The sequence below is a fragment of the Pseudomonas kitaguniensis genome (assembly GCF_009296165.1).
GTDB classification, from domain to species: Bacteria; Pseudomonadota; Gammaproteobacteria; order Pseudomonadales; family Pseudomonadaceae; genus Aquipseudomonas; species Aquipseudomonas kitaguniensis.
The window spans coordinates 38,412-50,766 of sequence record NZ_VUAZ01000022.1 but is presented as its reverse complement, the minus strand read 5'-3'; the positions used below and the strand labels follow the sequence as shown (position 1 = coordinate 50,766).

At 60.5% G+C, this 12,355-nt stretch carries 11 protein-coding genes and 3 pseudogenes; 13 read left to right on the top strand and 1 reads right to left on the bottom strand.

The annotated features are described in order from the left end of the window. Positions 1-245, bottom strand: a pseudogene (locus F0169_RS05320) (DUF6124 family protein); the annotation flags it as partial. 523 nt (positions 246-768) lie between these two features. Here F0169_RS05320 and F0169_RS05315 point away from each other — a divergent pair. The 13 genes and pseudogenes from F0169_RS05315 to urtD all read left to right on the top strand — a co-directional run bounded on the left by F0169_RS05315 (position 769) and on the right by urtD (position 12,284). Next, a complete protein-coding gene (locus tag F0169_RS05315) occupies positions 769-1,071 on the top strand; it encodes a type II toxin-antitoxin system RelE/ParE family toxin (RefSeq protein ID WP_122249817.1) in 303 nt (100 codons plus the stop codon). 3 nt (positions 1,072-1,074) lie between these two features. Continuing rightward, positions 1,075-1,365 (top strand): addiction module antidote protein, encoded by a 291-nt coding sequence (locus F0169_RS05310; protein WP_152745925.1) that lies wholly within the window; start codon positions 1,075-1,077, stop codon positions 1,363-1,365. Between the two features lie 97 nt (positions 1,366-1,462). Beyond that, positions 1,463-1,858 carry a DUF2946 domain-containing protein gene (locus F0169_RS05305; RefSeq protein WP_152745924.1) on the top strand — a complete coding sequence of 132 codons (396 nt, stop codon included), beginning with the start codon at positions 1,463-1,465 and terminating at the stop codon, positions 1,856-1,858. Between the two features lie 46 nt (positions 1,859-1,904). Further along, the gene (locus F0169_RS05300; RefSeq protein ID WP_152745923.1) at positions 1,905-2,387 is read left to right on the top strand and encodes a copper chaperone PCu(A)C; all 483 of its coding nucleotides are present in this window, start codon (positions 1,905-1,907) and stop codon (positions 2,385-2,387) included. Between the two features lie 11 nt (positions 2,388-2,398). Then, the gene (locus F0169_RS05295; protein ID WP_152745922.1) at positions 2,399-2,800 is read left to right on the top strand and encodes a DUF2946 domain-containing protein; all 402 of its coding nucleotides are present in this window, start codon (positions 2,399-2,401) and stop codon (positions 2,798-2,800) included. Between the two features lie 93 nt (positions 2,801-2,893). Continuing rightward, entirely contained in the window at positions 2,894-4,378 is a 1,485-nt protein-coding gene (locus F0169_RS05290) for a PepSY-associated TM helix domain-containing protein (RefSeq protein WP_241679057.1), read from the top strand. A 209-nt stretch (positions 4,379-4,587) separates the two neighbouring features. After that, complete coding sequence (locus F0169_RS05285) at positions 4,588-5,376, top strand: ABC transporter ATP-binding protein (RefSeq protein ID WP_058414497.1); 789 nt, start codon at positions 4,588-4,590, stop codon at positions 5,374-5,376. 1 nt (position 5,377) lies between these two features. Next, a pseudogene (locus F0169_RS05280) lies at positions 5,378-6,318 on the top strand (ABC transporter substrate-binding protein). Continuing rightward, complete coding sequence (locus F0169_RS05275) at positions 6,315-7,325, top strand: FecCD family ABC transporter permease (protein WP_152745921.1); 1,011 nt, start codon at positions 6,315-6,317, stop codon at positions 7,323-7,325. Before F0169_RS05280 ends, F0169_RS05275 begins: the two are co-directional and overlap by 4 nt. A 241-nt stretch (positions 7,326-7,566) precedes the next feature. Continuing rightward, positions 7,567-8,831: pseudogene (gene urtA / locus F0169_RS05270) on the top strand (urea ABC transporter substrate-binding protein). Between the two features lie 26 nt (positions 8,832-8,857). After that, the gene (urtB, locus tag F0169_RS05265) at positions 8,858-10,360 is read left to right on the top strand and encodes an urea ABC transporter permease subunit UrtB (protein ID WP_152745920.1); all 1,503 of its coding nucleotides are present in this window, start codon (positions 8,858-8,860) and stop codon (positions 10,358-10,360) included. Next, a complete protein-coding gene (gene urtC / locus F0169_RS05260; protein ID WP_152745919.1) occupies positions 10,360-11,439 on the top strand; it encodes an urea ABC transporter permease subunit UrtC in 1,080 nt (359 codons plus the stop codon). The genes urtB and urtC overlap by 1 nt, the downstream gene beginning before the upstream one ends. Continuing rightward, a complete protein-coding gene (gene urtD / locus F0169_RS05255; RefSeq protein ID WP_152745918.1) occupies positions 11,436-12,284 on the top strand; it encodes an urea ABC transporter ATP-binding protein UrtD in 849 nt (282 codons plus the stop codon). Before urtC ends, urtD begins: the two co-directional genes overlap by 4 nt. Positions 12,285-12,355 lie beyond the last annotated feature (71 nt).

Here is a 12,355-nt window from a genome sequence, read left to right as displayed (position 1 = left end):
AAACGGTGGTCGTCTGCCCGACGCGTTCGTGCGCACGCTCATGCCAGCAACTGCGCCAACTCGATCAACTGCGCAATGCCCAGCAACTCCTCGCGTTTTGGTCCTTCCAGGTTAAAGGCCAAGTCACAGCTCAGGGCATTGGCCGAGGCGAGTGTTTCGCTGAGGTTCACGAACAGGTCTTCGGTGCTGATGCCATCGGCCACGGTGAACAGCAGGACGGGGGGATTTGGGGTGGGTTTAATCATTGTGAAGCTCCGGAGATGTAAAAAGGAGCTGCTACTGATCGCCGCGACGCGATGGGGGTGGCAGCTGTACGCAGGTTCGCGGACCGATTCTCCAGAACACCGGCATACCCGAAGGTATCCCGCGCACAGCCACCATAGCGCCGCACAGTAGACGATAAAAAAGCGCCCACTGAAAGGAGACGATGACGCTTTTACGTCTGAAGAAATACGGGCCGCGACGCCCGACCGCTGAGTTTGCAGCGGTGTACGCAGACTAGAGACCGAGTGTCCTAGGGACAACCTCAAAACGTTGTCGGAAATTTCTGTGTTTACTGATACCAAGCCAAACATGACGTTGCTTGGTTTCGCCACCTAAAAGTCGACCTGCCCTACAACCACTTTCGAACCAGCTGGCTGGTTCAGCCAAAAGCCCTCGCTATAACCTCGCCTCTCGCGGTTTTGCATCAACGTCCGCGATGGGGATGCATTTGTTTTGCAGCGCATCGCGACTTGCCATTCTGTATCCCAAGGAATACGATTCGTGATGATTGAGTTCATTGAAACCATCGAGTTTGTCAGATGGTTGGAAGCACTGCGGGATCCTTTCGCCAAAGTACGCGTTTTGAAGAGACTGCGAATGGCGGAGGCAGGAAATTTCGGTGACTGTGAGCCTGTCGGTGACGGTGTGTCAGAAATGCGAATCCACTACGGCCCTGGGTATCGCGTTTACTTCACGCGTCGAGACAAGGTGTTTTATCTGTTGTTGGTAGGTGGCGACAAATCGACACAAAGCCGAGACATCACGCGTGCAAAACAACTGGCAATAAATCCTGGAAGCGAGGAATAAATCATGAGCGAGTCTTTTACCCGTTTTGATGCAGCAAAATACTTGAAAACGCCTTTGGAGATGGCCGCCTATTTGGAGACTTGCTTTGAAGACGATGCGGGTGACGGCCTGCTGATTCGTACCGCCCTCAACGATATTGCCCGTGCCCAAGGCATGACCCAAGTAGCCCGAGACGCAGGCCTGGGACGCGAAAGTTTATACAAAGCCCTCTCCACCACTGGCAATCCGGAGTTCGCGACTATCATGAAAGTAATGAAAGCACTTGGCCTGAGGCTCCACGCCTCCGCTATCTGATAGCCCTGTGACACCAAACCACACCACGCCTTTTTACTTATGCCCCCCGTTCAGGCTAAATACCCGCCTGATCGCTTAACCCTACGGATTGTCCGCCATGGCCCGTCAACGCTTTGCAAGTGTGTGGATCGCCTGCTTCGCAGTGCTGTTCAACGCTTTTGCCATGCCGATGGCCAGCGCGATGCAGCACTCCCAAGACCCTGTTCAGCAAATGCTGTGGGGCAGTTTTTGTTCGTCGAATGGCGCCAGCCTGAAGGCCATTGCGCTGGGCAAACTGGATATTCCGGCGCCGCAGCAAGACGACCATTCGACCCTGCAGCATTGCGCGTGTTGCTCAGGCTCTGCACCGTGGGTGGCGCTGCCGGGGCACGTGCCGCAGGTGTATGTCACACGGTTTGATGCGGTGCCGGGCGTGTCGCCAGCGGCAGTGCAAAACCCTGCGCCGCGCCAGCAATGGCCGAGTCTTAACCCGCGCGCCTCCCCCACGGTCTGACTGTTTCGCACGTTAACTGCGTTTAGAACCGTTCTGGAGAACTGCCATGCTCAAATCTTCCCTGCTACTGGCTGCGTTGTTGCTGCCGGTGTTCAGTGCCGCGAATGCCGAAGACTACAAGGTCGGCGACTTGCTGGTCAGCGACCCGTGGTCACAGGAGTTGCCGCCGAATGCGCCGACCGTCGCGGCGTATTTTGTGATTCATAACAGCGGGGCTACCGCCGACCGTTTGCTCAGTGTCGAGACGCCGGTGGCGGACAAGGCCGAGCTGCATGAGCATGTGATGCAGGGCGACTTGATGAAGATGCAGCATGTGCTCAGCGTGACGGTGCCGGCCAAGAGTGATTTGACCTTTGCGCCGATGGCCTATCACGTGATGTTGCTGGGCCTTAAAGACCGCAGCCTGTTGGCCGATGGCAAGCAATTCCCGCTGACCCTGACCTTCGAAAAAGCCGGCAAGGTCGAGGTGGAAGTGTCGGTGCAGAAAGTGCCGCCGATCGCCACCCAAGGGCATCAGCACGCTCAATAGGCCAACACCCGATGGGCGCCCCTCGCGCCAGGTTGTCTCCACACCAGCGCCGGATGCGCGGCAGTTGGATCAGCCTGTTCGCCATGCTGATGATCTTTATCGGTCCGCTGATTTCCCAAGCGATGCCGATGGATCACCACGCCGCTATGCCGATGGAAATGTCCATGGACATGCCGGGCAGTCACGGCGATGCCCATCACCCTAAAGCCCCCGACGAACATCATGCGCTGTGGGCCAAGTGCGGCTATTGCGAACTGCTGTTCAGTTGCCCGGCACTGCCTGGCAGTGTGTCGTACCTGACGCTTGGCACTGTGCCAACGGCCAGCGCCCTCACCCCGGCCATCCGCCTGGGCCATGCCCGACAGAACATCTTCCCCGGCGCCCGCAGCCGCGCGCCACCCATCACTGCGTAAGCACTGCATAACGTTACTTCACCCAGGCCGACTTTAAACAGACAGCCGCAGGCTGCTGGCCGTGTTGTTTACGATTGATGGATGGAATTTGTCATGTCCAGGTTTTCTGCTGACACCCACGCTGATCACACTCCCGAAAGCCCCGCGCCAACCGGCACCGGCCATAAAAAACATCGGGAGCCAACCCCCTCCCACAAGGGTTCTCAAACAGTTTCTTTCTACAACCTGGCTTGGCGTTGGCACTTTTACGCCGGGCTGTTTGTGGCGCCGTTTATGGTGCTGTTGGCGCTGACCGGCATCATTTACCTGTTCAAACCGCAACTCGACCCGCTGATGTACGGCGACTTGCTCAACGTGCAACCCGCTGCGCACGCGTTAAGTGCCGATGAACAATTGCAACGCGCGCAAGCGGCCTTCCCCCAAGGCACGATCAGCAAATACCTGCCGCCTGCCGATGCCACCCGCAGCGCGCAATTTGTGATGCATGACGGCGGGCGCGACGTCACCGTGTTCGTCGACCCGTATCGCGGCAGAGTGCTCGGCGAGCAGGATGCCAAATACAACCTGCAAGCCATCGCCCGCGCACTCCACGGCGAGCTGATGATCGGCACGGTCGGCGACCGCCTGGTGGAACTCGCCGCTGGCTGGGGCGTGATGCTGGTGGTCTCTGGCGTGTACCTGTGGTGGCCGCGCGGCAAGTCGTCGGCCGGGGTGTTGTGGCCTCGCTTTAACACACGTGGCCGGGTGTTCTGGCGTGACATGCATGCGGTCGCAGGCTTTTGGGGCGCGGCGTTTTTGCTGGTGATGCTGCTCAGCGGCATGACCTGGACCGGCTTCTGGGGCAAGCAATACGCCGACTTGTGGAATCGCTTCCCGGCGGCCATGTGGAACAACGTGCCGCAGTCCGACCAGCAAGCGCGCAGCCTCAATACCGCGAGCCAACAGACCGTGCCGTGGGCGATGGAGAACACGCCAATGCCGATGTCCGGCGACCACGCCGAACACATGAACCACGGCGCGATGCAGGCAGGCCCCGCCGCGCCGACGGTGCGCCTGCAACAGGTGGTCGATATGGCCAACTCACGCAAGGTCGAGCCCGGCTACAGCATCACCTTCCCGACCACGGCCACCGGCGTGTTCACCGTCGCGGTATTTGCCGACGACCCGCGCAACGACGCCACGCTGCACATGGATCAGTACACCGGCAAGGTGCTCGCCGATGTGCGCTGGGCGCACTACAACACGCTGGCACGCGCCACCGAAACCGGCGTGATGCTGCATGAAGGCAAGATGTTCGGTTGGGTCAACCAACTGATCGTGCTGCTGATTTGCCTGATGATTCTGCTCAGTGCGGTGAGTGGTCTGGTGATCTGGTGGAAGCGCCGGCCAGCCGGTGGGCTGGGCGTTCCACCGTTGCGCCATGACCTGCCGAAGTGGAAAACCGCGATGCTGATCATGCTCGCGCTGGCGATCATTTTTCCGCTGGTAGGCGCCTCGTTGATCGTGGTGTGGGCGCTGGATCGTCTGGTGTTGGCGCGGTTTTTTAGCCCACGTGAATCTGCTTCAGGTTCCGCGTGAAACAGGCGAGCTACCTAAAACAGAGCCCTTGTGTAGCCTTGCGCGACCTGTGTGTCGCAGCCAATAAGTGTTAACTTATAACACTTTCTGCGCTATCGTTGCTCGCCGCGCCCTGCGGCGAGTAACCCTTCCAGTAAGACTGATCAACCGATGAACAAGGGGCTTGCTTGCTCCCACATTTTTGATTTGCGCTGACCTTGAGAACATTGATGACGTCACTCGCTATAACCGGCTTGGCCTGGACCCCACCGGGTCACGACCATTGCAGCCACCAGTTCCAACTGCGTGACGCCAGCCTGCAGGTCGGTGCGGGGGAGTTTGTCGGGCTGATCGGCCCCAATGGCAGCGGCAAGACCAGCCTGTTGCGCTGTGCTTACCGGTTCAGCAAACCGCAACACGGCGAGGTGCTGCTCGCGCATCAGAACGTTTGGAAACACAGCGCCAAGTGGTGTGCGCAACGCGTCGCCGTGGTGCTGCAGGAGTTCCCCGATGCCTTCGGTTTGCGTGTGGATGAAGTGGTCGCCATGGGCCGTACGCCCCACAAAGGCTTGTTCGATGGCGACACGCTGCACGACCAGCAACGGGTGCGCAGCGTGTTGACGTCGGTGGGCATGCAGGACTTCGAAGACCATGCGTTTGCCACGCTGTCGGGCGGTGAAAAACAGCGGGTGATTCTCGCCCGCGCCTTGGCGCAGCAACCGCAACTGCTGATTCTGGATGAGCCGACCAACCACCTCGACCCGCGCTATCAGCTGGAGCTTCTGAAGCTGGTCAAACGCTTGAACATCGGCACGCTGGCGAGCATCCACGACCTCAACCTGGCCGCCGCCTTCTGTGACCGCCTGTACGTGATCAACCACGGGCGCATCGTCGCCAGCGGCACGCCCCACGACGTACTGACCGTCGAGTTGCTGCGCGACGTGTTTGGCGTCGACGCCCTGATCGACACTCACCCCTTGTCCGGCTACCCCCGAATCACTTGGATAACCCAACCATGACCTGCGCGCCCTGCTCTCTCTCGCCCTGTTGTTCGGCACTGCCCACGCCTTCGCCGCGGCGACCGATTACCCGGTGACCATCAAAAGCTGCAACCGCGACGTGACCTTTCAGGAAGCGCCGAAACACGCGGTCAGCCACGACATCAACATGACGCAGATGATGCTCGCACTCGGCCTCAAATCGCACATGGCCGGTTACAGCGGCGTCACCGGCTGGAAGTCGGTCACGCCGCAAATGGCGGCGATCCTCGACGGCCTGCCGGAGCTGGCGAGCAAGTACCCGTCGGTGGAAACCCTGCTGAATGCCAACGTCGATTTCTTCTTCGCCGGCTGGGACTACGGCATGCGCGTGGGCGGTGACCTCACGCCGCAAACCCTGCAACCCTTGGGGATCAACGTGTATGAGCTGACCGAGTCGTGCGCGTTTGTGATGAAGCGCCCGGCCGCCACGCTGGACGACACCTATAACGACCTGCGCAACCTGGGCAAGATCTTCGATGTGCAAGACCGCGCCGCTGCCTTGATCGCGCAGATGCAGGCGCAGGTTGCCGAGGTGCAAAAACACCTGCCTGCCAGCAAACCGCGCGTGTTCCTGTATGACAGCGGCGAAGACCGCGCCATGACGTCCGGCCGCCTGGGCATGCCGCACGCGCTGATCGCCGCCGCCGGTGGGCGCAATATTCTCGATGACGTCGACGCAGTTGGACCCGTGTCAACTGGGAGACCGTGGTGGAGCGCAACCCGCAGGTGATCGTGATCGTCGACTACAGCGAAACCACCGCCGAGCAAAAACAACAGTTCCTGCTCAATAACCCGGCCCTGCAGTCGGTGGACGCGATCAAGAACCAGCGCTTTATCGTGATCCCCTACGTGCAGGCAACGCCGGGTATCGACAACGTGTTGGCGGTTGAAACGCTGGCCAAGGGGTTTCACGGCGAATGATCACTCGTCGCTACAGGCTGTTGCTGATTGCGCTGGGCGCGTTGCTGCTGGTCTCGTGTGTGGTCTCGCTGGGGTTCGGCTCGGCGCGGGTGCCGGTGGAGGTGGTGTGGCAAATTTTGCTGAACAAGGCGTTCGGTATCGGTGCCGTCAACTGGAGCGCGGGGCAGGAACATATTGTGTGGCTGATCCGCGTGCCGCGCATGCTGCTGGGTGCGCTGGTGGGCGCTGGGCTGGCGTTGATCGGTGCCGTGTTGCAGGCGGTGACGCGCAACCCGCTGGCCGACCCGCATCTGTTGGGCGTGACCTCCGGCGCCACCCTCGGCGCGGTGATTGTGGTGCTGCATGTGGGGCAAATCATCGGTGTGCTGACCTTGCCGATTGCCGCGTTTATCGGGGCCTTGTTGAGCATGCTGGTGGTGCTGGCGGTGGCCAGCCGTAACGGCCGCCTGGAAAGTGACCGGCTGTTGCTGTGCGGCGTGGCGGTGTCGTTCGTGATGATGGCGGTGGCCAACCTGCTGCTGTTTATGGGCGACCACCGCGCCGCGTCGGCGGTGATGTTCTGGATGCTTGGCGGCTTGGGCCTGGCGCGTTGGGAGCTGCTGGCGATCCCCGCCGCTACCGTGCTGCTGGGGCTGGTATTGCTGCTGGGCATGGCGCGGCCGTTGAATGCCTTGATGGCTGGCGAGCAAACCGCCGTGACCCTGGGCCTGAACGCGCGCAACGTGCGGCTGAAAGTGTTCCTGGTCGCGTCCTTGATGACCGGCGTGCTGGTGTCCATCAGCGGTTCCATCGGTTTTGTCGGCCTGATGGTGCCGCACATCGCCCGCCGTTTGGTCGGCGCCGAGCACCGCCGATTGCTGCCGGTGTGCGTACTGCTGGGCAGTGTGTTTCTGGTGTGGGTGGACGTCGCAGCCCGCACCCTGATCGCCCCCGAAGACCTACCGATTGGCGTGGCGACGGCAGCCATCGGCGGGCTGTTTTTTATCGGCTTGATGCGCAAACGCTGAGGTCAGCGTTCAGCCGTTACCGGCGCAGACCAAATCGCGCAATCGCACTGCCTGCCTGTGCCTGCGCCCTTTTTAAGGGCCTGCCGTGCACTCGGTGGCGATTGCGGCGCCAAGTTGGTGCGCGCCACCGTCAGCCTCAGCGCTCAGTTGCCCTTTAACCCGGTGTTAAGTGCCGCAGGCACAGCCTTTGCAAAGTCCTGCGTATCTGCCCACAAAAATATCGGTTTACGGAGATCGCACCATGCAGCGTCGTAGCTTGATCAAGGCTTTTACTTTGTCGGCATCCATTGTCGCCATGGGGTTGACCTGGACTGTACAGGCCGCCGAGACCATCAAGGTCGGCATCCTGCATTCGTTGTCGGGGACCATGGCCATCTCCGAAACCTCGCTTAAAGACATGGCGTTGATGACCATCGACGAGATCAACGCCAAGGGCGGCGTCAACGGCAAAATGCTCGAACCGGTGGTCGTAGACCCGGCGTCTAACTGGCCGCTGTTTGCCGAAAAAGGCCGCCAGTTGCTGACCCAGGACAAAGTCGCCGTGGTGTTTGGTTGCTGGACCTCGGTGTCGCGTAAATCGGTGCTGCCGGTGTTCGAAGAACTCAACGGCCTGTTGTTCTACCCGGTGCAATACGAAGGCGAAGAGATGTCGCCTAACGTGTTCTATACCGGTGCGGCGCCGAACCAGCAGGCGATCCCTGCGGTGGAATACCTGATGAGCGAAGAAGGCGGCAGTGCCAAGCGTTTCTTCCTGTTGGGCACCGACTATGTTTACCCACGCACCACCAACAAGATTTTGCGTTCGTTCCTGCACGCTAAAGGCGTCGCGGATAAAGATATTGAAGAGGTCTACACCCCGTTCGGCCACGCCGATTACCAGACCATCGTCGCCAACATCAAAAAATTCTCCGCCGGCGGCAAAACCGCAGTGATCTCCACCGTGAATGGCGACTCCAACGTGCCGTTCTACAAAGAACTCGCCAACCAGGGCTTGAAGGCAACCGACGTACCGGTAGTCGCGTTCTCGGTGGGTGAAGAAGAACTGCGCGGCATCGACACCAAGCCGCTGGTGGGCAACCTTGCCGCCTGGAACTACTTCCAGTCGGTCGAGAACCCGGTGAACAAAAAATTCGTCGCCGACTGGAAGGCCTATGCCAAGGCGCACAACCTGCCGGGCGCGGATAAAGCCGTGACCAACGACCCAATGGAAGCCACCTATGTGGGCATTCATATGTGGGCGCAGGCGGCGGAAAAAGCCAAGTCCACCGACGTCGACAAATGCGTGAAGCACTGGCCGGCCAGACCTTCGCCGCGCCGTCGGGCTTTACCCTGACCATGGATAAAACCAACCACCACCTGCACAAGCCGGTGATGATCGGCGAGATCCAGGCGGATGGGCAGTTCTCCGTCGTATGGCAGACCAACGAGCCGATCCGTGCACAGCCGTGGAGCCCGTACATTCCTGGCAATGACAAGAAGCCGGATTACGCGGTGAAGAGCAACTAAGCCGCGCATGATCAGGACACTTTTCTATGCCCACTGCCCTCCACCGCTTCATCCTCGCCGCCCTGCTGTTGCTGCCTTTCGCCGCACATGCCAGCGACGCCGAAGATTTCCTCGTGGCCAACCCGACGCAGCAAGCCAAACTGCTGCAGGACTGGGCCGCTCAGCCCGACCCGGCGCGTATCGAGCTGGTCGACGCGCTGCAACAAGGTCAACTTACGCTAAACGGTGAAACCAAAACCGTGCGCCTGAACAACCGTCTGCGCGGCCTGATCGACAACGTACAAGCCAGCCAGCAACTGCTCGCTGCTGACCCCAAAGTGCGTCTTGGCGCCGCGCAAACCCTGCAAAAAAGCGCACAACCTGCGCAACTCAAATTCCTCGACCAGCGCGTTGCCGCCGAAACCAATGAGGACGTACACACCGCCCTCAGTTTGGCCCTGGCCAACTTGCAACTGGTCGACAGCGACCCGGCCGTTCGCCTGCAAGCCGTGCGTTTGCTGGGCGGTACCGGTGACCCGCTGGCGCGCACGCGCCTTGAAGCGTTGCTCGCGCCGGGTGTCGAAACCGACGCCGCCGTGCACACCGCCGCCGAGACCAGCCTGGCCCAAGTCAAACGTAAATTGATGTTCGGCGAGATCCTCGGCCAAGCCTTCAGCGGCATGTCGCTCGGTTCAATCCTGCTGCTCGCCGCCTTGGGCCTGGCGATTACGTTCGGGCTGCTTGGCGTGATCAACATGGCCCACGGCGAGATGCTGATGCTCGGCGCCTATTCCACCTACGTCGTGCAATTAATGATGCAGCGCTATGTGCCCGGCGCCATTGAGTTCTACCCGCTGATTGCGCTGCCGGTGGCGTTTTTCGTCACCGCCGCCATCGGCATGGTGCTGGAACGCACGGTGATTCGTCACCTGTATGGCCGCCCTCTGGAAACGCTACTCGCGACATGGGGCATCAGCTTGATGCTGATCCAACTGGTGCGCCTGGTGTTCGGCGCGCAGAACGTTGAAGTGGCGAACCCGGCGTGGCTGTCGGGCGGCATTCAAGTGCTGCCCAACCTGGTGCTGCCGTACAACCGCATCGTGATCATCGCGTTTGCGCTGTGCGTGGTGGTGCTGACCTGGCTGCTGCTGAACAAAACCCGTTTGGGCCTCAACGTGCGCGCGGTTACCCAGAACCGCAACATGGCCGCCTGCTGCGGCGTGCCGACCGGGCGCGTAGACATGCTCGCGTTTGGCCTCGGTTCCGGCATCGCCGGCCTTGGCGGCGTAGCACTCAGCCAGATCGGCAACGTCGGCCCGGACCTCGGCCAGAGCTACATCATCGACTCGTTCCTGGTGGTGGTACTCGGCGGTGTCGGCCAGTTGGCCGGTAGCGTAATGGCGGCTTTCGGTTTGGGCATTGCCAACAAAATTCTCGAACCGCAGATCGGCGCCGTGCTCGGCAAAATCCTGATCCTCGCGCTGATCATTCTGTTTATTCAGAAGCGCCCGCAAGGACTCTTCGCACTGAAAGGACGGGTGATCGACTGATGAACCAGCCATTGATGCTTACGGCCACGCAAAAGGTCGGCCCCAAGATGACCATAGCGCTCGGCGGGGTGATGTTGGCCCTGCTGTTGGCGCTGCCGTTGTGTTCACTGCTGTCACCGGAAAACCCGCTGCACGTGTCGGCCTATACCCTGACATTGGTGGGCAAAATTCTGTGCTACGCGATTGTCGCGCTGGCGCTGGACTTGGTGTGGGGTTATGCCGGGATGTTGTCGCTCGGCCACGGTTTGTTTTTTGCCCTCGGCGGTTATGCGATGGGCATGTACCTGATGCGCCAGGCGTCCGGCGATGAACTGCCGGCGTTCATGACCTTTTTGTCGTGGAGCGAATTGCCGTGGTATTGGGTGGGCACCGAGCACTTCCTCTGGGCCATGTGCCTGGTGGTGCTGGCGCCGGGTTTGCTGGCGCTGGTATTCGGTTTCTTCGCCTTTCGCTCGCGGATCAAGGGCGTGTATTTCTCGATCATGACCCAGGCGCTGACCTTTGCCGGGATGCTGCTGTTTTTTCGCAACGAGACCGGGTTTGGCGGCAATAACGGCTTCACCAATTTCCGCAGTATTTTGGGCTTCGGGATTACCGAACCGGGCACGCGGGCGGTGCTTTTTGTGGCCACGGTGGTGCTGCTGGTGGCGAGCCTGTACACCGGCTGGCGCTTGGCGCAGAGCAAGTTCGGGCGGGTATTGACCGCACTGCGCGATGCCGAGAACCGCCTGATGTTCTGCGGCTATGACCCGCGTGGTTTCAAGTTGTTTGTGTGGGTGTTGAGCGCGGTGTTGTGTGGCTTGGCCGGCGCGTTGTACGTGCCGCAAGTGGGCATCATCAACCCCAGCGAAATGTCGCCGACCAACTCGATTGAAGCCGCCGTGTGGGTAGCCTTGGGCGGGCGCGGCACCTTGATCGGGCCGTTACTCGGCGCGGGCGTGGTGAACGGCATGAAGAGCTGGTTCACCGTGGCCTTCCCGGAATACTGGCTGTTCTTTTTGGGCGCGTTGTTCATCCTCGTCACCTTGTATTTGCCCAAGGGTGTGATCGGCCTGTTGAAGAAACGGGGTGAACAATGAGAGTCACAGCGACGGCGGAATTTATGCTCGAACCCATTCTTGATGCGGGCAGCGGCCGTGATGCGATCGGCATCGGCCAGGCCGCAGGCGTCGGCCTGAACACGCGCCACGGCACTATCCTGACCCTGGAAGACGTCAGCGTCAGCTTCGATGGCTTCAAGGCGCTCAACGACTTGAACCTGTACATCGGCGTCGGCGAATTGCGTTGCATCATCGGCCCCAACGGTGCGGGCAAAACCACGCTGATGGACGTGATCACCGGCAAGACCCGGCCGAGCCATGGCAAGGCCTGGTTTGGCGAAACCCTCGATTTGACCAGCATGAGCGAAGTGCAGATTGCGCAGGCGGGCATCGGGCGCAAGTTCCAGAAACCCACGGTGTTCGAAGCGCTCAGCGTGTTCGAAAACCTGGAACTGGCGCAAAAGGCTGACAAGTCGGTGTGGGCCAGCCTGCGTGCACGCCTGAGCGGCGAGCAGAAAGACCGCATCGATGAAGTGCTCGACACCCTGCGCCTGACCGCCTCGGTGCAGCGCCCGGCCGGGCTGCTGTCGCATGGGCAAAAGCAGTTTCTGGAAATTGGCATGCTGTTGATGCAAGACCCGCAACTGTTGCTGCTGGACGAACCGGTGGCGGGCATGACCGACGCCGAAACCGAGTTTACCGCTGAACTGTTCAAGCGCCTGGCGGGCAAGCATTCGTTGATGGTAGTGGAGCACGACATGGGCTTTGTCGGCTCGATTGCCGACCACGTGACCGTGTTGCACCAAGGCAGCGTGCTGGCCGAAGGGTCGCTGGAACAGGTGCAGGAAAACGAGCGGGTGATCGAGGTGTACCTCGGCCGCTGACACAAGCTCTAAGCGAACGCTCGCCACAGGAAGCGCTAGCAAGCCCCGGCAAACAGGGTGGTTTTGAGGAG